Annotated in this window: 19 protein-coding genes; 11 read left to right on the top strand and 8 right to left on the bottom strand. The window is 72.0% G+C overall.

Annotated elements, in window-relative coordinates; all coding sequences use genetic code 11:
* Positions 1 to 53 precede the first annotated feature (53 nt).
* The 5 genes from ABZU25_RS23410 to ABZU25_RS23390 form a co-directional block, all read right to left on the bottom strand.
* Positions 54 to 623, bottom strand: coding sequence for a hypothetical protein (locus tag ABZU25_RS23410; RefSeq protein WP_355031500.1), 570 nt, complete (start codon positions 621 to 623; stop codon positions 54 to 56).
* A gap of 84 nt (positions 624 to 707) precedes the next feature.
* Entirely contained in the window at positions 708 to 2168 is a 1461-nt protein-coding gene (locus ABZU25_RS23405) for a VCBS repeat-containing protein (protein ID WP_355031499.1), read from the bottom strand.
* Between the two features lie 142 nt (positions 2169 to 2310).
* The gene (locus ABZU25_RS23400) at positions 2311 to 2436 is read right to left on the bottom strand and encodes a hypothetical protein (protein ID WP_355031498.1); all 126 of its coding nucleotides are present in this window, start codon (positions 2434 to 2436) and stop codon (positions 2311 to 2313) included.
* A 78-nt stretch (positions 2437 to 2514) separates the two neighbouring features.
* Entirely contained in the window at positions 2515 to 5670 is a 3156-nt protein-coding gene (locus ABZU25_RS23395; protein ID WP_355031497.1) for a BTAD domain-containing putative transcriptional regulator, read from the bottom strand.
* Between the two features lie 91 nt (positions 5671 to 5761).
* Positions 5762 to 6412: a GGDEF domain-containing protein gene (locus ABZU25_RS23390; RefSeq protein ID WP_355031496.1), complete on the bottom strand. Its 651-nt coding sequence runs from the start codon at positions 6410 to 6412 to the stop codon at positions 5762 to 5764.
* 266 nt (positions 6413 to 6678) lie between these two features.
* Between ABZU25_RS23390 and ABZU25_RS23385 the strand changes: the two genes are divergently transcribed.
* The 8 genes from ABZU25_RS23385 (at position 6679) to ABZU25_RS23350 (ending at position 13611) form a co-directional block, all read left to right on the top strand.
* A complete protein-coding gene (locus ABZU25_RS23385) occupies positions 6679 to 6918 on the top strand; it encodes a DUF397 domain-containing protein (protein WP_355031495.1) in 240 nt (79 codons plus the stop codon).
* A gap of 144 nt (positions 6919 to 7062) precedes the next feature.
* Positions 7063 to 7950, top strand: coding sequence for a helix-turn-helix transcriptional regulator (locus ABZU25_RS23380; RefSeq protein WP_355031494.1), 888 nt, complete (start codon positions 7063 to 7065; stop codon positions 7948 to 7950).
* A gap of 89 nt (positions 7951 to 8039) precedes the next feature.
* Positions 8040 to 8882 carry an SAM-dependent methyltransferase gene (locus ABZU25_RS23375; protein ID WP_355031493.1) on the top strand — a complete coding sequence of 281 codons (843 nt, stop codon included), beginning with the start codon at positions 8040 to 8042 and terminating at the stop codon, positions 8880 to 8882.
* Between the two features lie 252 nt (positions 8883 to 9134).
* Complete coding sequence (locus ABZU25_RS23370; RefSeq protein WP_355031492.1) at positions 9135 to 10178, top strand: LacI family DNA-binding transcriptional regulator; 1044 nt, start codon at positions 9135 to 9137, stop codon at positions 10176 to 10178.
* Positions 10179 to 10180: 2 nt separating this feature from the next.
* Positions 10181 to 10384: a hypothetical protein gene (locus tag ABZU25_RS23365; protein ID WP_355031491.1), complete on the top strand. Its 204-nt coding sequence runs from the start codon at positions 10181 to 10183 to the stop codon at positions 10382 to 10384.
* A gap of 98 nt (positions 10385 to 10482) precedes the next feature.
* A complete protein-coding gene (locus ABZU25_RS23360; RefSeq protein ID WP_355031490.1) occupies positions 10483 to 11976 on the top strand; it encodes a protein kinase in 1494 nt (497 codons plus the stop codon).
* Positions 11977 to 12009: 33 nt separating this feature from the next.
* Positions 12010 to 12651 carry a histidine phosphatase family protein gene (locus ABZU25_RS23355; protein WP_355031489.1) on the top strand — a complete coding sequence of 214 codons (642 nt, stop codon included), beginning with the start codon at positions 12010 to 12012 and terminating at the stop codon, positions 12649 to 12651.
* An 84-nt stretch (positions 12652 to 12735) separates the two neighbouring features.
* On the top strand, positions 12736 to 13611 hold the full coding sequence (locus tag ABZU25_RS23350; RefSeq protein ID WP_355031488.1) for an alpha/beta hydrolase: 876 nt from the start codon (positions 12736 to 12738) through the stop codon (positions 13609 to 13611).
* 9 nt (positions 13612 to 13620) lie between these two features.
* Here the strand turns inward: ABZU25_RS23350 and ABZU25_RS23345 are convergent, their stop codons facing one another.
* From ABZU25_RS23345 to ABZU25_RS23335, 3 genes are read right to left on the bottom strand one after another with little or no spacing between them, the layout of a single operon-like run.
* Positions 13621 to 14118, bottom strand: a complete 498-nt coding sequence (locus ABZU25_RS23345) for a DinB family protein (RefSeq protein ID WP_355031487.1) — start codon at positions 14116 to 14118, stop codon at positions 13621 to 13623.
* A gap of 46 nt (positions 14119 to 14164) precedes the next feature.
* Positions 14165 to 14605 carry a VOC family protein gene (locus ABZU25_RS23340; RefSeq protein ID WP_355031486.1) on the bottom strand — a complete coding sequence of 147 codons (441 nt, stop codon included), beginning with the start codon at positions 14603 to 14605 and terminating at the stop codon, positions 14165 to 14167.
* Positions 14606 to 14645: 40 nt separating this feature from the next.
* The gene (locus ABZU25_RS23335; protein ID WP_355031559.1) at positions 14646 to 15344 is read right to left on the bottom strand and encodes a carbon-nitrogen hydrolase family protein; all 699 of its coding nucleotides are present in this window, start codon (positions 15342 to 15344) and stop codon (positions 14646 to 14648) included.
* A gap of 82 nt (positions 15345 to 15426) precedes the next feature.
* On the opposite strand from ABZU25_RS23335, the gene ABZU25_RS23330 reads away from it, so the two are divergent.
* The 3 genes from ABZU25_RS23330 (at position 15427) to ABZU25_RS23320 (ending at position 18103) form a co-directional block, all read left to right on the top strand.
* Positions 15427 to 16221: a DedA family protein gene (locus tag ABZU25_RS23330; protein WP_355031485.1), complete on the top strand. Its 795-nt coding sequence runs from the start codon at positions 15427 to 15429 to the stop codon at positions 16219 to 16221.
* Positions 16222 to 16304: 83 nt separating this feature from the next.
* Entirely contained in the window at positions 16305 to 17468 is a 1164-nt protein-coding gene (locus ABZU25_RS23325; RefSeq protein ID WP_355031484.1) for a histidine kinase, read from the top strand.
* Positions 17459 to 18103 carry a response regulator transcription factor gene (locus tag ABZU25_RS23320; RefSeq protein WP_355031483.1) on the top strand — a complete coding sequence of 215 codons (645 nt, stop codon included), beginning with the start codon at positions 17459 to 17461 and terminating at the stop codon, positions 18101 to 18103. The genes ABZU25_RS23325 and ABZU25_RS23320 overlap by 10 nt, the downstream gene beginning before the upstream one ends.
* Positions 18104 to 18699: the final 596 nt, after the last annotated feature.

Here is an 18699-nt window from a genome sequence, read left to right as displayed (position 1 = left end):
TCCACCCCGGCGCGCCGGCGGTCGTCGAGCCCGCGACGAGCCGGGAGCCGTCGTCACGGCTCGGCGGTGCCGACGTCGTGGTACGGCGCCGTGCGGGCGCCGGCGACGCCGGCCCACTGCCGATTGCCGTAGCACCAGTGCCACCATGTGCGCGGCGAGCCCACCATCCCCACTGTCGACAGCGCACGGCGCAGCAGGAGGCGTCGACACTGGACCCCGACGGTCAGCTCCGGCGGTGTCCCCGGCGGGTCGATGTCGTACACCGCGGAGCCCAGCCATAGTTCCTGGCCGAGCGGATCGCAGAGCGTCAGGTCGGCCTCGCCGCCAGTGTGGTGCCCCAGATTGCCGGGCATCGCGCTCTCGGGGTGCCCGGCCTGCGCCCTTGCCGGCCGGTAGCCGTCCACGACCAGCAGTCGGAGATGTACCGGCAGCAGGCTCTGGGCGGCAACGATACGGTCGACCACGCCGAGACGGAGTCGGACGGGCAGGTCTGCGCGCCGCGTCGGGCGGAGTCGCAGCGCCGGCACGGCAGTCAGGTCGATGAGCGGTTCACCGCACTCCACCGCGCCAACCATCCAGTGCCGGAGCAGGGGCGTCACGGTCTCCCGGCTCGTGTCGTACACGTGTGTCTCGCAATCACGCCAGCGCTCCGGCGGAGCCCGGTCCGTACCCAGGGCCCCACCGGAGCGGTTCGTCGGTGTTCGTGGTCAGCTGATGGCGGTCATGAACTGCCAGTCGGTGCCGATGCGGGTGCGGGTCTTGACGACGGCGTCGGTGGTGGTGTTGCCGGTGCCGGGGTAGAGCCAGAGTTCGCCGTCGGTGTCGCGGGCGGCGATGTCGGCCTTGCCGTCGTTTGTGAAGTCGCCGGCGGTGAGGGCGGTGAGGGTGGTCCAGCCGGTGCCGATGCGGGTGCGGGTCTTGAGGACGGCGTCGGTGGTGGCGGTGCCGGTGCCGGGGTAGAGCCAGAGTTCGCCGGTGGCGTGGCGGGCGACGAGGTCGGTCTTGCCGTCGTTTGTGAAGTCGCCGGTGGTGAGGCCGTTCATGTTCTGCCAGGCGGTACCGACGCGGATGCGCGGGAGGGTGACGACGGCGTCGCTGGTGGCGGTACCGGTGCCCTTGTAGAGCCAGAGGTCGCCGTTGGCGTCGCGCGCGATGAGGTCGGCCTTGCCGTCGTTTGTGAAGTCGCCGGCGGTGATGGTGGCCAGGGTGTTCCAGCCGGTGCCGATGCGGGTGCGGGGCTTGACGACGGCATCGGTGGTGGCGGTGCCGGTGCCGGGGTAGAGCCAGAGTTCGCCGTCGGTGTCGCGGGCGACGAGGTCGGCTTTGCCGTCGTTTGTGAAGTCGCCGCTGATGAGGGTGGTCATGTTGTCCCAGTCGACGCCGACGCGGATGCGGGGGAGGGTGACGACAGCGTCGGTGGTGGCGTTGCCGGTGCCCTTGTAGAGCCAGAGGTCGCCGCTGCCGCTGCGGGCGATGATGTCGGCCTTGCCGTCGCCGCTGAAGTCACCCGACACCCCGAACATGTCCGGAACCTCGGGTGCGGGCGGCGCCCAGAGGGCGTCCACGATGATCTGCGCGTCGGCCGCCTGGGTCTGGTAGCGGTCGGGATACGCGGAGACCTGGACCGCCTGGCACACCTCGCCGATCGGCGCGGTCTTCCACGAGTTGTTCGGATACTCCCGCAGCATCTTTCCCAGGAACGCGTTGGTGGCCCAGGTCGGGTTGAGTCGCTGGGCCACGGTGCCCCAGGACGCCCGCTGCTGGAACAGCCCGAGGCTGTCGTGGTCCAGCTCTTCGTCGACGTTCTGCAGGTGCGTCTCCACGATGACCGTGGCGATCGCGATGACCGCCGCCCGCGAGGTGAGCCCTCGGGCCTTGACCGCGTTCACCACCATCCGGGCGCAGGACGTGCGGTAGGCGTTCATGTTTCCGCGCATGTCGGATCGGAGCTGGGCGTTGAGTTGGGTGGCCAACGTGCTGTCGGTGCTGGTGGTGCCGTTCGGGTCGCAGGGTGCGGTCGGGTACGCCACCGCGGCTGGCGCGAACGCCGGCGGGATCGTCGGGATCGGCTCCGCGGCGGCGGACGCGGGCACCGCGCCGGTGGCCAGGAAGGTGGCACCGACGGCGAGGGCGGTCACGTACCGGATCGGGGCGTTCGAAATCTTCATCGGATCCTCCATGGGGAGTCGTGGTGAGAGTCGTAAGAGGGCAGCGGCGATCGACGTCGGCCAGTGCGGGGTTCTGGAGTGGATGGGCACCGTCGGGTGCCGCCCAGCAGCGTTTGGTCCGACCACCGGACGGCACAGATCGTCAGCTGATGGCGGTCATGAACTGCCAGCCGGTGCCGACGCGGGTGCGGGTCCTGAGGACGGCGTCGGTGGTGGAGTCGCCGGCGACGAGGCGGACGGACCGTCTCCCCCGTGTCGTCCTGGTCATTTCATCGTCCTTCCGTGGAGCGCGGGTTGCGCACAAGGAAGGTCCCGTGACCGGCTACAGAACGGCTGCAGTCGCCCTTCAGGGGGTCGTCGGTAAATCCTGGAGGATCTCTGGAGCGCCGTCGCCGTGTTCGGCGAGCAGCTCGGCGTGCTGCCAGGCCCCGTACTGGCGGAAGACGGCCAGCACCTCGGTACGCAGGGCGGCGGCGGCCTCGTGCCGGCCCCGGGCGCGCTCGACCAGCGCCAGGTCGCGCAGGGCGTGGGCCCGGTCCAGCGGCAGGCTCAGCGCCTCCCAGATTCGCACAGCCTCGCGGATCCGCCGCTCCGCCTCGTCCAGGTCGCCCTCGCAGCGGTGCAGTTCGCCGAGCGCACCCAGGGTCGCTGCCCTACCCCAGCGGTCCCCGGCGCGAATGCTGGCACCCAGTGCCGATCGCAGGGGCTCCTCCGCCGCCGCGCCGCGCCCCAACCGGACCAGCGCCTTGGCCACCGTGCGCAGGCAGTATCCGGTGAGCAACTGGTCGCCGACCTCCTGCGCCCCGGCCGCCGCCTGTCGGGCCGTCTCCAGCGCCTCGTCGGCCTCACCCCGAGCCAGGTGCCACATCGACAGGTTGCGTTGCACAAGCGACAGGCCTCGGCGACTGCCGGCCCGACCGTACGCCTCCAGCGCCTGCCGGAAATGATCCGACGCACGCGCATGGTCACCCTGCTTCAGGCGGACGGAGCCGATGTGGCGGTGAACGTACCCGACTGCGATGTCGTCGGCGATCTCCGGCAGCAGGACGGCGGCGGCGTCCAGGAAGTGCAGCGACTCGTCGAAGCGCCCCCGCTCGCGACAGGTCAACCCCAGCGCGGTCAGACTGGCAGCCTCGCCCCGGCGGTCCTTGCTGCGCCGGAATGACTCCAGCGCGCGGCACAGGTACTCGGTGGCCTCGTCGTGGCGGTCCTGAAGGTTGCGCAGCGCGCCGAGTCCATAGAGAAGGATTGCCTCTCCGTAGCGGTTGTCGGCGCGTTGCGCGGCGCGGAGCGCGACGTCGTGCGCCGCCGTCCAGACGGCGAAGCGCTTCTCGGTGGGGAAGGCGGGCACCATCAGCAGCGCCGCGAGGTCGCACGCGAGTTGGTCGAGGTCGAGGCCGGCGGCGACGGCCACCATCGCGGCGAGCACCTCGTGCTCGCCGGAGAACCACGCCGCCGGTTCGGCCAGTGCCTGCTCGATCGCCAGGGGAAGGGCCGGTTGGGCGATGACCGGGCGCTGCTGGGCGACGAACTCGCCGGACGGGCTGACCGCAGCCGCGGCGTCCACCAGCCAGATCAGCGCGGCGCCCAGGTCACTGACCCGGCGGCGGCGGGTCTCGATCGGGTCGTCGGCCTCGGCCAGCTCGCGGGCGAAGAGTCGGACCAGGTCGTGCAGCCGGTAGCGGAGCTGCTGGATGTCGCTGACCCGCACGACGTCGACCAGCTGCGCGTCGACCAACCGCTCGATCAGGTGCTCACCGACGGACTCGGTGACGCCGAGCGCCGCGGACACCACCCAGGACGGGAAGTCGGGTAGGCCGAGCACGCCGAGGATGCGTAGCACCTTCTGCGCCTCGGGATCAAGGGTGCGGTAGCTCAGCGCGATGCTGGCCCGCACCTCCTGGTCACCGACGGTCAGCTCGTCCAGGCGTCGCCGCTCGTCCGCGAGCCGTGCCGCGAGCAGGTGCAACGGCCACCGCTGCCGGCCGGCGAGGCGGGCGCCGGCGACCCGGATCGCCAGCGGCAGCCCGCCGCAGTGCTGCACGATCTGCCGTGCCGCGCTCAGCTCCTCCGCGGTACGACCGCCACCCACCACCCGGTCCAGCAGGTCCACCGAGTCCTGCGGGTCCATCATGTCGAGCTCGGTCAGGCCGACGCCCGCGATGCCACCCAGCCGCATCCGCGAGGTGATCAGCACGGCGCACCCGGGGGCGGCCGGGAGCAGCGGACGGACCTGCCCCTCAGAGCACGCGTCGTCGAGGATCAGCAGCAGCCGCATGCCGGCGGTCAGCGTCCGGAACTGCTGCGTGCGTTCCTCCAGCGTGCTGGGCAGGGCGACGGCGGCCATCCCCAACGCCTGGAGGAAACGACTGAGCACCTCGTCCGGGCCCCGGGGGGAGTCGTTGACGCCGCGCAGGTCGGCGTAGAGCTGACCGTCCGGATATCGGCCGGCCACCTCGTGCGCCACGCGCAGCGCGATTGTCGACTTGCCGATGCCACCCTTGCCGACAATGGCGTGTACCCGTGCGGAGCCGACCACTGGCGCCGCGGACAGCGCGTCGACCAGCTGTCGGATCTCGTCGCGACGCCCGGTGAAGTCGGCGGGCGCGGGTGGAAGTTGGGCGGGGCGGGCGCGGCCCGGCGCCGAGCCACCGGTGGCGTCGTGGCCGGCCGGCTCGCCGGCGTCGGTCGTCGCTCGTTCGTCCGGATCGGACGCCCCGGCGCGCGGTCGGCGTTGCGCCGCGTCGCTCGACGTGTCGCTCCGTTCGTCCTCGCGCAGCAGCCGATCGTGGAGCGCGCGCAGCGCCGGACCGGGCTCGATACCCATTTCCGCCACGAGCGCGGCGCGTCCGTCGCGGTACACGGCGAGCGCTTCCGAGCGGCGGCCCAGCGCGGTGAGGGCGACCATGAGTTGGCCGCGAAGTTGTTCCCGGAACGGGTGTCGCCGGACGAGGTCGGTCAGCTCGGCACTCACGGCGGCGGCCCGGCCGAGGGTGAGTTCGGCGGCCACCCGTTCCTCGGCGGCGACCAGGCGCAGTTCGTCGAGTCGGAGCCGTTCACCGGAGAGCAGTTCGCTGGGGACCCCGTCCAACGCGGTCCCCTGCCAGAGACCTGCGGCGAGTCGGAGCAGCTCGACCACGTCCTCGGACCGGTCCTCCTGGGCGGCGGCGCGCCCCTCGTCGAGCAACCGCTCGAACACGTCGCGGTCCAGCGAGTCGGGGCCGATCCGGAGCAGGTAACCCGGTGGTCGGGTGACGATCTCCGCTGTGGGGTCCACCCGCATGATGACCTGCCGCAGGGCCGAGACGTAGGTCTGAAGCACGGCACGGGCGCTGCCCGGTGGCCTGGTGTCCCAGACGACGTCGATGAGGCGGTCGACCGGCACGACCCGGCCGTGGTCGATCAACAACGCCGCGAGCAGGGTGCGCGGTTTCTGCCCGCCGAGCGGTACGGGCCGGCCGTCCCGTAACGCCTCCACCGGACCCAACACACGGAATTCCATATCACCCCCGTGACATGTCTCAACCGAAGATGAGGGTAACTCTTGATCGATGTCGGGGTGACCCCGTGTCATCGGCCAGGTGGGTGCGTGGTCAGCGCTCGGCCAGGCGGGCGCTGTCGACCAGTTGCCGGGGCGACCGTGCGCCGCCGAGGCTCTTCGCCTGGTACATCGCCGCGTCGGCGCGGCTGAGCGCGTCGGTGAGCTGGGCCGGACCGCTTACCGGGGCGAGCCCGACGGACGCGGTGACCCGGACGCTGCATCCGCTCAGCCGGATCGGCGCGGCGACGGTCTCACTGAGACGGCGGGTGGCGTGCTCGATCCAGCGCCGGTCGACGGTGGGGGTGGAGAGCAGCCCGGCGAACTCGTCCCCGCCGAGGCGGGCGACGAGGTTGTCCCCGGCGAAGCCGGCGAGCCGCTCGGCCACACTGATCAACACCTGGTCTCCGGCGGCGTGCCCGTACTGGTCGTTGATCTGTTTGAAGTCGTCCAGGTCGAGCACGACGGCGATCAACGGCTCGCCGGCCGCGTCGGTGAGCAGGGTGGCCGCGAGGCGGTAGAAGGCGCGGCGATTGGGCAGCCCGGTGAGTGGGTCGTGACTCGCGGCGTGCCGTTCGGCGGCCAACTCGGCGTGCAGGTGCCCGATCTCGGCCTCGGCGCGCAGCGCCCGTCGGCGCAGTTGCCAGGAGGAGAGCACGGCGCCGGCGGCGCAGATGCCGGAGGCGACACTCATCGGATCGGGCACGAACCCTCCCATCGCCTCGACCGCCTCCAGCCTCGGTCGACGCGGCGTGCCGCGTCGGGGCCACGTTTTACCTGATGGTTGCCCCTGTAGGGGTAACTCAAAGTGAACGGATGGCCACCGATCACGTGCGTTATCATGCTCGCCGTCCGGTGCAGATGCAATAGCAGATGCACGTGCATGACCGTCCAATGTCGATATGGCACCCCCCTCGCCGTCACCGCTCCTCCCACGGCCACCGGCGGGCTCGTGAGCAGAAAGACGCCTCCATGCAGCAGCCACCCAATGGCGTACCGATCCACCAGTTGCCTCCGTTGAGCTGGCAGAAGAGCCGCCGAAGCAACCCCAGCGGCAACTGTGTCGAACTCGCCGAACTGCCCGAAGGAGCCGGCATCGCGGTCCGCAACTCGCGACATCCGGAGGGGCCGGCCCTGATCTACACGGTGGACGAGATCACCGCCTTCGTGCTCGGCGCACGCGACGGCGACTTCGACCACCTCATCAACTGACCGTTCGTCAGCGGGATCGTCCCGGCGACGGGACCGAATCGGCCGGTCCGGAGGAGTTCACCTCACTGTCGGTCCATGGCATGCTTACACGTCGGTCGGGCTGGGGTGCCCGGCCATCACGGGTCGGTGTCCGGAGGTCCGCACGTGACGATGGTTCCTGCCGAGGGTGGCCCGACAACCGGGCCGACAGTGCTGCGGATGCTGCTCGGTGCCCAGTTGCGCCGTCTGCGGGAGTCCAGCGGGGTGACCCGGGAGGGCGCCGGCTGGGAGATCCGCTCCTCCGAATCCAAGATCAGCCGGATGGAGCTGGGCCGGGTCGGTTTCAAGGAGCGCGACGTTTCCGACCTGCTGACCCTCTACGGCGTCACGGAGGAACACGAGCGTGACGCGCTGCTCAAGCTCGCGCGGGACGCCAACAGTCCCGGCTGGTGGCACCGCTACGGTGACGTGTTGCCGACCTGGTTCCAGTCGTACCTCGGCCTGGAGGCCGCGGCCGCGCTGATCCGCAGCTACGAGGTGCAGTTCGTGCCCGGCCTGCTGCAGACCCGGGAGTACGCCAGGGCGGTCGTGCTGCTCGGGCACGGCACGGCCGATCCCGGCGAGATCGATCGACGGGTCGCCCTGCGGATGCAGCGTCAGCAGTTGCTGCACCGGGAGAGCCCGCCGCAGCTCTGGGCGGTGGTGGACGAGGCGGCGTTGTGTCGACCGATCGGTGGCCGCGAGGTCATGCGTGGCCAGCTCACCGCACTCATCGAGGCGACCAAGTCACCGAACATCCGGCTCCAGGTCATTCCGTTCGCCGCCGGGGGTCACGCCGCCGCCGGGGGCGCCTTCACCATCCTGCGTTTCGGTGACCAGGAGTTGCCCGACATCGTCTACATCGAACAACTCACCAGTGCGATCTACCTCGACAAGCGCGACGACCTGGACTACTACGCGGTGGCCATGGAACGGCTCTGTGTCGAGGCCGAGCCACCCGAGCGTACGGCGGAGATTCTCGGCCGGCTGCTGGACGACCTCTATCCCGCGTGATCGTCGGGTGGGGCCACGGCCCCACCCGCCCTGGCACTAGCATGGTCAGCGAACGGCGACAGTGGACAGATGTCATTGCGGGGGCTGCCTTGACCACCGATGCTGCGGGCGCGACGGCCAGCTCACCGAGCGACCGGATCGACACCTCGGTGGCGCACCCCGCCCGCCGCTACAACTACTGGCTGGGCGGCAAGGACAACTTCCAGGCCGATCGGGAGTCCGGCGACGCGATAACGGCCGCCTTCCCGAGCGTCCGCACCGCCGCCCTGGAAAACCGCCGCTTCCTGCAGCGGACGGTGGGATACCTGGCCCGCGAGGCCGGCATCCGGCAGTTCCTCGACATCGGCACCGGCATCCCGACCGCCAACAACACCCACGAGGTCGCCCAGGCCATCGCGCCGGAAACCCGGGTGGTCTACGTGGACAACGACCCGATCGTGCTGGCCCACGCCCGTGCGCTGCTGACCAGTTCGGCGGCGGGTGCCACCGCCTACATCGACGCCGACCTGCGCGACCCGCAGCGGATCCTCGCGCACCCGGAGTTGAGTCGCGCCATCGACCTGTCGCAGCCGGTCGCGCTCATGCTGGTCGCGGTCCTGCACTTCCTGCACGACGACGACAACCCGTACGCGCTGGTGCGGCAGTTGCTCGACGCGCTGCCGGCCGGCAGCTACCTGGTCGCCTCGCACGGCACCGACGACCACCTTCCACCGGCGGTCGCCGCTGACTTCAGGGCGAAGGCCCGAGGCGGCGGCCCGCACGGGTTGATCAACCTGCGTGCCCGTGCCGAGTTCGCCCGCTTCTTCGTCGATCTCGACCTGGTCGAGCCGGGCATCACCTCGGTCGCCGAGTGGCGGGCGGAGAGTGAGGCGCAGCCGCGTCCCTCGACCGCCGAGGTGGGCATGTACGGCGGGGTCGGCCGCCTGCCCTGACCCGGCCGCGCGACGGTCCCGACTGGGAGCGTTCAGCTCGCCGGGGTCTTCTGACGTGCCCGGGCCACTCCGCCGTGCCGTCGTGGCTGGCCGCCGGGGGTTGCGGGGGCGTCTGGTGCTGGAGCCCCGAGGCGTCGCCGTTGCCCCGATCGGATCCACGTATTGACCGACGCCGACTGGTCGAGCTAGTCTCTGTATCGATACAGACTGGATCGATACAGAGAGGTGCCGGTGAAGCCAACACTGCAAGCCGTGGCCGACGCCGTCGGCGTCTCGCGCAGCACCGTGTCCAACGCCTACAGCCGCCCTGACCAGCTCTCCGCCACCCTGCGCGAGCAGATCCTGGACGCCGCCCGGCAACTCGGCTACCCCGGCCCCAACCCCACCGCACGTTCCCTGCGCCGGGGCTTCGTCGGGTCGATCGGGGTGCTGTTCACCTCGCACCTGTCGTACGCCTTCACCGACCCGTTCGCGGTCCGCTTCCTCGCCGGGGTCGGCGGGGCCGCCGAGCGGCACGGCACCAGCATGCTGCTGGTGCCGCTGCCGCCGGCCGTGACCGACGCCCGGCGGGCGGTGGAGAACGCCGCAGTCGACGGGTTCTGCGTCTACTGCGTCGCCGACGAGGAATGGGCGTTGGACGTGATCCGCGCCCGCGGGCTGCCGTTCGTCAGCACCGCCGCCCGCGACGATGCCGGCCCCGACGAGCGGTTCGTCGGCATCGACGAGCGCGCCGCGGCGCGTGGCGTCGCCGCGCATGTGGCCGGCCTCGGTCATCGCCGGGTGGCCCTGCTCGCCGATTCCGTGGTCCCCGGCGCCCCCGCCGGCCCGCTCCGGCTGTCCGGCGTACACGAGGCGGGGCACCCCACGACCCGGGGCCGGCTCGCCGGATTCGCCGACGCGTTCGCCGAGGTCGGCGTCGAGTGGGCGGAGCTGACAGTGCTCAACGCCCCGGGTAACAGCCGTCCGGCGGCCGCCGCCGCAGTCGCCGGCCTGTTCGACGGGCCGACGGCGCCGACCGCCGTGCTGGCCGCCTCCGACGTGCTTGCCCTCGGTGTGCTGGACGCGCTGGCGCAGCGGCCGGGCGGCACCCGCCCGCCGGTCTCGGTGACCGGTTTCGACGATGTCCCCGAGGCCGCCGCGGCCGGCCTCACCACGGTCCGGCAACCAGCCGAAGAAAAGGGCCGGATCGCCGCCGAACTCCTGCTCGACCCGCCCGCGGACGCCGCGGCCGGCCATGTGTTGTTGCCCACCGCACTCGTCGTCCGGGACTCCACCGGACCTGTCCCGAGGAGTTGACCATGGAACTTCCCACCGGCTACGTCACCGCGCTCGACGCCATGAACCGGCACGTCAACTCGGCCCGACCGGACGCCCCGGTCCAGGTCGAACGCGTCCGCCCGGCCCTGCTCGCCCCGACCCGGCAGGCCGCCGCCGTCGCCCTGCGCCGGCTCGCCGACCGCATCCAGCCGCGACCGATGCCCGCCTCGCCGCGCTGCTCCTGACCCGATCGAAACTCATTCCGGTACGCACGGGACGAACAGTGTGGGTCCGGGCACGGAGGGTGGTCGAGTAGGGCGCGGCCAGGCAGACTGGTGAGGCCATGTCGCCCTTCACGCCCACCCTCCGTCTCCACGACCGCTACGTACTGCACGAGCGGATCGGCCTCGGTGGCATGTCCGAGGTGTGGCGGGCCGACGACGACGTGCTCGGCCGACCGGTCGCGATCAAGGTCCTCGCCGGGCAGCTCGCCGCCGACCCGCAACTGCGGGCCACCATCCAACGCGAGGCCCGCGCGGCCGCCCGGCTGACCCACCCACACGTGACCCAGGTGTACGACTACGCCGAGGCGACCCTGGCCGGCGGCGTCGTGGTCCCGTACCTGGTGATGGAGCTCGTCGATGGCCACAACCTGGCCGACCGCCTGCGGACCGGGCCGCTGCCCTGGCCGGAAGCGGTCCGGGTGGCCGGACAGATCGCCGCCGCGCTCGCCGCCGCGCACCGCATCGGCGTGGTGCACCGCGACGTCAAGCCGGGCAACGTCATGCTCACCGACACCGGGGCCAAAGTGCTCGACTTCGGCATCGCCGCGCTCGGTGGGCTCGACGGCCAGTCCGGCGAGCCGCTGATGGGCACCCCCGCCTACTTCGCCCCGGAGCGGCTGACCGCCGGCCCGCCCGATCCGGCCAGCGACGTGTACGCCCTCGGCGCGCTGCTCTACCGCACCCTCACCGGGCAGGCGCCGCTGCCGGTGCAGAGCTGGGAGGACGCCCTCGACGTGCATCGGCGCGGCACTCCGGTGCCGCCGCTACGGGTGTCCGGCCTCCCCGCCGACATCGCCGAGCTGACCCTCGCCTGCCTGGCCGCCAACCCGGCCGACCGGCCGAGCGCCGCCCATCTGGCCCGCCGCTTCGGCGCCGGCCAGCCGGTCGAGCCGCCCACCGAGCTGCTGCGGATCCCGCCGGCGGCGCACCAGTCCACCGAGCTGCTGCGGATCCTGCCGGCGGCGCACCCGCCCACCCTGATCGACCGTTCGGCGGCCCGTCCCGCCCCGGCCGCCGCCGAGCCGACCCGCCGCCGGTCGCGCCGGCCCCTCGCCGTGCTGGTCGCGGCCGGCCTCGCCGTGCTGGTCGGCATCGGCGCCCTGCTCGCCGAGGGTCCCTTCGGCACACCGAGCGCGCCCACCTCGCCGCAGGTGGCCGCCCCGTCGTCGACCTCCGCCCCGAACCCCGCGCCCACGACGCACTCGCCGACGCCGGCGGCACCCTCCTCGCCCCGACCCAGCGCCAGCACCGCGCCCCCGACCGCCGGGCAGCAGGTGCCGGTCAGCCTCCGGGAGGTGACAAGCGAGTTCGCCGCCGTCCTCGCCGGGGCGGTCGCCCACGGGGACGTCGACCGCAAGACCGCCGAAGATCTGCGCGACGACCTCGCCGACCTGAACCGACACACCAGGGACCGGGCCAAGCGCGCCGCCGACCTGCGCGAACACATCGCCGAGTTGGTGGAACGCGACAGGCTGCCAGCGCAGACGGGTGCCCAACTGGACGCTCTGCTGACCCAGGCCGGCAGCTTCTCCACGGGCCGGACGGACGACTGATACCGCTGCCGATTCCGCTGGCATGATGTCCCGATGCGGACACGTCTGATCTTCGTGCGGCACGGCGAGTCGCTTCATCAGGTCGAAGGAATCGTGGGCGGGCCACGTGGTTGTCGAGGCCTCACCTCCCTCGGCCACGAGCAGGCACACGATCTGGCCAACCGGCTCACCCGTGACGTTGCTGCCGACGGACCGGTGGCGGTCTACTCGTCCGTCCTGCGCCGAGCCGTCGAGACCGCGCAACCGATCGGCGCGGCGCTCGGCGTCCGACCGGTGGCCGACTGCGGTCTGTGCACCTGGCACACACCCCCGTACGCCGACGGCCTGCCAACCGCCCGCTTCCGCACCGAACACGCGGTGGCCGGCGGGGGTGTGTTCCGGCCGTTCGAGGATGGCAACGAGAGCTGGGCCGAGCTGGTGGTCCGGGTCAGCCGCGCGATCATGGAGATCGCGCATCGACATCGGGGCGCCACAGTGGTCCTGGTCGGCCACAGCGAGACCGTCGAGGGCGCGTTCCACGCGCTCGCCGCGCAGCCGATATTCCGAGCGTTCGACCTGGACGTCGCTCCGGCGTCGATCACCGAATGGACCACCGACCACGACCCCGGCGGTTGGCCGCCGGCCCGGTGGACGCTCCGGCGCTTCGCCGACACCGGCGGCGGGGCCGGAGCGTGATCCAGTACCGCCGGGCGGCAGCGACGGATGTCGCCGGCACGGCGTAGCCGTCCATCGGTTTCCGCCGGCCGTAGTCTCACCGACATGACGACAACGCAGACGCACACCCTCGCCGTGCCCGGCGTCGACCTGGTCTACGACGTCCGCGGTCCGCTGCCCCCGTCCGGCGGGCGCCCCGTCCTGCTCATGATCGGTCAACCGATGACGGCGGAGGGCTTCACCGCGCTCGCCCCGCACTTCACGGACCGCACCGTGGTCACCTACGACCCGCGCGGTCTCGGCCGAAGCGTCCGCACGGACGGCCGCAGCGACCACACGCCGCAGCAGCAGGCGGCCGACCTGCACCACCTGATCGAGGCGCTCGGCACGGGGCCGGTCGACCTGTTCGCCAGCAGCGGCGGTGCGGTCACGGCGCTCGAACTTGTCGCCGCCTACCCGGGCGACGTCGTCACGTTGGTGGCGCACGAGCCGCCGATCAACGCGGTGCTTCCCGACGCCGGGGCTGCCGAACGCGCCCGTGCCGACTTCTACCAGGCGTACCAGACGAAGGGCGCCGGCGCGGGCATGGCCGCGTTCATCGCGATGACCTCGTGGCAGGGCGAGTTCACCGACGCCTACTTCGCCCAGCCCACGCCCGACCCGGCGACGTTCGGACTGTCCACCGAGGACGATGGCAGTCGCGACGACCCGCTGCTGTCGGACCTTTCGTGGGCGATCAGCGACTACCGTCCCGACGCGAGCCGGCTCACCGCGGCGCCGACCCGGATCGTGGTGGCCGTCGGCGAGGAGTCGGCCGGGACGTACACCGCGCGCACGGCCCTCGGCCTGGCGGCCCTGCTCGGCCAGGAGACCGTGGTGTTCCCGAGTCACCACGGCGGCTTCCTCGGTGGCGAGTTCGGCTACGCGGGCAAGCCCGAGGAGTTCGCGGCACGGTTGCGGGAGGTGTTGGACGCCGGCTGACCGCCCCCGCTACTCGGCCAGGAGTTGCTCACGCAGGATTTCGGCGTGCCCGCAGTGCTGGGCCAGCTCGCGCAGCACGTGCAGGTACACCCAGCGCAGCGGCAGGGGGCCCCGCCGGTTGCCGCGCAGGATGTCGTCCAGGCCCAGCGAGGATGTCGCGCGGCGGGAGGCTTCGCAGGCCTCGCGGTGTGCTCGCTGGACGCTGGCGATCGTGTCGTCGTCGTCCAGGACGAACGACTCGTCCGGCGTCGCGGGAATGCCGATCTCGGAGCGGGACCGGCAGGTGACGGCCTCGTCGAACCAGACCTTCTCCACGAACGCGGCGTGCTTCACCAGACCCAGCAGCGTGGTCCGGGACGGCACCAACGAACGGCGCGCCTGCTCCTCGGTCAGCCCGTCCAGACAGCCGTTGAGTGCTCGGCGATGCTCGTCGACGAACGTCTCGAACTGCGCCTGAGGCGGCTGGCCGATGACATCGTCGGCGAAGGTCCCCGGAAAAGAAGTCACCCGCGAAGCATTCCGAGGTCATGGTCGAGGCGCAAACACCAACCACTCAGCCGAACGAGACGAGAGCACCCCGCTCGTCGAAGACAGCCGTGCCGGCCCAGGCGATCTCCCACCGGTTGCCCTCCGGGTCGGCGATGTAGCCGGAGCGCCCACCCCAGGGCCGGTCGGTCGGCTCCGCCACCACCGTCGCGCCCGCAGCGACCGCTGCGGCGAAAGCCCTGTCGACCTCCTCGCGACCGTCGACATTGCACGCCAGGGTGACGCCGGACCAGCCTCCGGCCGGATCGGGCACGCCCGGGGCCGCCTCGGCGGCCAGCTCCGGCAGCGGGAAGAGCGCGAACAGGACGCCACCGAGCAGGAAGGCCGACCAGCCGTCGTCGCTGGCCGGCAGCTCGGGCCACCCCAGCGGCCGGTAGAAGGACCGCAGCGCGCCGATGTCACGTGCTCCCAGCGTGACCACGGACAGGCGGGAGGGGACAGTGCTCATGAGCCGATCCTGCCCGAGGCGTACGACAGGTTGAGCCCGCTCAACCGAGGGTGACGCCGACCGACTCACCCGGCTCGGTGCCCGCACGCGCGACCACCTCGCCCGCCGGCGTCCAGACTCCCGACCGCCCTGCCGTCTCGGTGAAGCCGCCGCCGGTCGAGCCGGCGAAACTCGCCACCGCCACCCAGACCCGCTGGGCGGTCGCGATCCGGTGCGCCCGCTGGTCCGTCACGGCGGCGTCGCGCGCGGACTCCACGACACCCGCCGCGTAGACGTCGATCCCGAGCGCCGCGGTCCGCTCCGCGTGCGCGGCGACGCCGGTGTCCTTGCAGACCGCCAACCCCACCCGCCAGCCGTCCACAGCGAGCACGACCGGCGCGTCACCCGGCCGGAACCGGCGGGCCTCGGCGGCACCCAGCCACATCTTGCGGTACGCCAGCGTCACCCCGGAGCCGGTCACCGCCAGCACCCCGATGTGGTCGCCGGCGACCGGTGCGCCGGCAAGGGCCAACGTGCCGGTCTCGGCGCACGCCTCGATCAGCGGCACCAACCGCGGGTCGTCGACCGACACGACCGGCGCGTCCAACTCGTACCCCGTCAGGGACAGTTCGGGAAAGACCACCACCCGGGCACCCGCCGCGTGGACCGCGGCGGCGTGCGCCCGCGCGTTCTCCGCGACATCCCGGGGTACGCACCGCGGCTGCGCGACCGCGAGCCGCAGTGGGGTGCGGTTTTCCACACCCCCAGCGGTGTGGTCGAGTCGCGCGGCCGGGCGGTCAACCGCATGGTCGACTCCCAGGATCACTTCGTACGGTGGGTGCATGATTCGAACGTCCCACGCCGTGCTCGCCACCGGAACCCCCACCGCCGCGGCGGAACCACCGCAGGGTGGCCTCGTCGGTTACGTCAGTGACCTGGTGGAACGACTCGGCGGGCCGGGCGCCGGTCTGGCCGTGGCGCTGGAGAACCTGTTCCCGCCGATCCCCAGCGAGGTGATCCTGCCGCTGGCCGGGTTCGTCGCGGCGCAGGGCCGGATGAGTCTGGTCGGTGCGATCTTCTGGACCACGCTGGGCTCGGCGGTGGGCGCGCTGGCGCTCTACCTGGTCGGCGCGTCGCTGGGTCGGGACCGGATGCGGGCCATCGTGGCCCGGCTGCCGCTGGTGAAGCTCAGCGACGTGGACCGGACCGAGGCGTGGTTCCTCCGGCACGGTGTGAAGGCCGTCTTCTTCGGCCGGATGATCCCGATCTTCCGGAGCCTGATCTCCATCCCGGCCGGGGTGGAGCGCATGCCGGTGGGCACGTTCCTGCTCTACACCACGCTGGGCAGCCTGATCTGGAACACCACCTTCGTCCTCGCCGGCTACCTGCTCGGCGACAACTGGCACCTCGTCGAGGGGTACGCGAGCACGCTCCAGAAAGTCGTGATCGTGGTCTGCGCGGCGGCGGTCGCCTGGTTCGTCGGGTCCCGCGTGCTGCGCGCCCGTCGTGCCGCCCGCAACCCCGAGCTGGCCGATCCCGGTGACCCCGGGCGCGGCGAACCGGCGCTCGGTGTGCCCGATCCGGGTGGGCGCGGCACTCTCTACCGAAGTGGTTCGTGGACCTCCGACGAGCGCTAGCCCGGCGTGCGCTCGCTGGCTCTGCTCCACCTGTCGCCAGCAGGGCCGATGACGACCGACGAGCCGCGGACGGGGGAGGTCAGGTGAGCGGGGAGCGTCGGATCGACAGGTGGTGGGCTCGTCTCCGGCTGCCGGTCGGCGTCGGCGCCGGCAGCGCGACAAGCGTTGTCGAGCTTGCCGTCCTGGTCGTCGCGGCCGTCGCGTTCGCCCTGTCCGCGCCCGTGCCGCCGGCCGCTCGCGGGGTCGCCAGGCTCACCCAGCGGTACGCCGGATGGCTCGTCCGCCTGGAACGTGACCGACTCCGTCGGCTGCTGCTCCCCGAGGGCGACCTACTCCCGGTCCACGCGGTGGCGACCCGGCGGCAGGTCGGCTACCTGGCGGCCCGGCTGCTGCCCGGAGCGCTCGGCCTTCTGGCGTACGCGATGCTCGGCATCGGCCTGGTGTTGGCCGGGATCGTGCTCCGCGCGGCGGTACGCGGCGAGCTGTCCCTCCTCGACACCCTGGCACAGGCCGCCGTTGGGGTGGTGCTCCTGCTGCTCAACGTCCAAGCTCTCGCCAGCGTCGCCGCGCTGGACGTCCGGTTGGCGCGGCGGCTGCTCGGCCCGGGGAGTCGGGCCGAGCTGGCGCGGCGGGTCGACGAGTTGACAAGCAGCCGGGCCGGGGTCATCGCGGCGGTCGACGCCGAACGGCAGCGCATCGAACGCGACCTGCACGACGGCCTCCAGCAGCGCCTGGTCGCCCTCGGCATGCTGCTCGGCCGGGCTCGGCGTGCCCGCGACGCCGACCGCACCGCCGCGCTGCTCGCCCAGGCACACGAGGACGTGCAGCGGGCCGTCGAGGAACTGCGCGAGGTTGCGTGGCGGGTCTACCCGTCGGCGCTGGACGGCAGCGACCTCGGTGCGGTGCTCACCATGGTCGCCCGTCGTTCCGAGGTGCCGGTGCGGATCCGCTGCGATCTGCCGATCCGCCCCGATCGGCAGATCGAGACGGTGCTGTACTTCGTGGCCTGCGAAGCGCTCACCAACGCCGCGAAGCACGCCGCCGCTACGCTGGTCGCGGTCGAGATCGGGGTACGGGAAGGGTGGGTCCGGATGCGCGTACACGATGATGGCGTCGGCGGCGCGGACCCCACCGGGCGAGGCTTGGCCGGCCTGGCCCGACGGATCGCCGCACTGGACGGCCGGCTGCGGGTGACCAGCCCGGCCGGCGGCCCGACCACAGTGCTGGCGGAACTGCCGTGCGGCTAGTCCTCGCCGAAGACTCGACCCTGCTCCGGGAGGGCCTGACGCGCCTGCTCGCCGAGGAGGAGCACGAGGTGGTCGCCGCGGTCGGCACCGCCGACGAACTGGTCGAGGCGGTCGGACGAACCCGTCCGGAGGTGGTCGTCACCGACGTCCGGATGCCGCCCACCCACACCGACGACGGGCTGCGTGCCGCCCTGGAGATCCGTCGACGTTGGCCCACCACCGGTGTCCTGGTGCTCTCCCAGTACGTGGAGCGGCGCTTCGCTGGCCGTTTGCTCGCGGACCGTCCCGAGGGGGTCGGCTATCTGCTCAAGGACCGGGTCGCCCAGGTCGACGACTTCCTCGACGCACTGGACCGGGTGGCCGCCGGGGGCACCGCGCTCGACCCGGAGGTGGTTCGTCAGGTCCTGGCCGGCTCGGAACGGCCTGACCCGTTCGGGCGGCTCACACCGCGCGAACGGGACGTCCTGCATGAGATGGCCCAAGGTCACACGAACAGCGCCGTCGCGCATCGGCTGCACGTGTCGCAGAGCGCGGTGGAGAAGCACGTCAACGCCATCTTCGACAAGCTCGATCTCGGAGAGACCACCGGTTACAGCCGTCGGATCCTCGCGGTGCTGCGCTACCTGGGCAGCTGATGCCCCCCGCCCGGCGGCCGGGGCAACGTGCTGACACGGGTCCGCGATCGTTGCCCCGATAGCCCGGTTTCGCTGATCCCGAGTCGATCACGGGTCGCTGGGCGGTTCGGAGCCGGTACGGCCAGCGCACCTGGGGTGAATGTCCGCTGATGGGCGGTCTGGGCCTGTGACCGGGTGCACTCGTGGCCCGGAATGATGGTCGGGCCGGGGTCGTTACATACCCTGACGATCGCAGTACCACCGGCTCGCCGCCCCGCCCTACCGGGTTGGAATGCGGGCCGCGGTCCGGTCGTTACAGTCCCCACGAACGACCGCCCGGTACTCCACGAGGTGCCGATGGATGGGCCGCCCCCCGGAATGACCCCGGCCCCCCGGTCGTTACATCTGGACCCGGCACCACGAGCCCCGCGGCTTGTCGGTTGCCCACCCCCAAGACTTTCTTGTTTGTGCAGCGCCGGACGAGGTGCTCACACCCGTGCCGCCGACCCCCCGGTCAGTGGCTGGGTGTTCCTACCCCCGAAGGAGCTACCCCCATGAACACGATCATGCGTAAGAGTGTGTTGTCTGTTGCTGGTCTCGCGTTCGCCGGTGGTGTG

Origin of the sequence: Micromonospora sp. NPDC005215 (assembly GCF_040607915.1) — a bacterium.
GTDB lineage: Bacteria > Actinomycetota > Actinomycetes > Mycobacteriales > Micromonosporaceae > Micromonospora.
Note: the sequence above shows the minus strand (reverse complement) of the source record. Positions and strands in the feature narration are given on the sequence as shown.

Bases quoted from the DNA above. Each gene is read 5' to 3' on its own strand.
- ABZU25_RS23405 (WP_355031499.1), bottom strand. From the start codon at position 2,168: ATGAAGATTTCGAACGCCCCGATCCGGTACGTGACCGCCCTCGCCGTC.
- ABZU25_RS23400 (WP_355031498.1), bottom strand. From the start codon at position 2,436: ATGACCAGGACGACACGGGGGAGACGGTCCGTCCGCCTCGTCGCCGGC.
- ABZU25_RS23395 (WP_355031497.1), bottom strand. From the start codon at position 5,670: ATGGAATTCCGTGTGTTGGGTCCGGTGGAGGCGTTACGGGACGGCCGG.
- ABZU25_RS23385 (WP_355031495.1), top strand. From the start codon at position 6,679: ATGCAGCAGCCACCCAATGGCGTACCGATCCACCAGTTGCCTCCGTTG.
- ABZU25_RS23365 (WP_355031491.1), top strand. From the start codon at position 10,181: ATGGAACTTCCCACCGGCTACGTCACCGCGCTCGACGCCATGAACCGG.
- ABZU25_RS23360 (WP_355031490.1), top strand. From the start codon at position 10,483: ATGTCGCCCTTCACGCCCACCCTCCGTCTCCACGACCGCTACGTACTG.
- ABZU25_RS23355 (WP_355031489.1), top strand. From the start codon at position 12,010: ATGCGGACACGTCTGATCTTCGTGCGGCACGGCGAGTCGCTTCATCAG.
- ABZU25_RS23350 (WP_355031488.1), top strand. From the start codon at position 12,736: ATGACGACAACGCAGACGCACACCCTCGCCGTGCCCGGCGTCGACCTG.
- ABZU25_RS23340 (WP_355031486.1), bottom strand. From the start codon at position 14,605: ATGAGCACTGTCCCCTCCCGCCTGTCCGTGGTCACGCTGGGAGCACGT.
- ABZU25_RS23330 (WP_355031485.1), top strand. From the start codon at position 15,427: ATGATTCGAACGTCCCACGCCGTGCTCGCCACCGGAACCCCCACCGCC.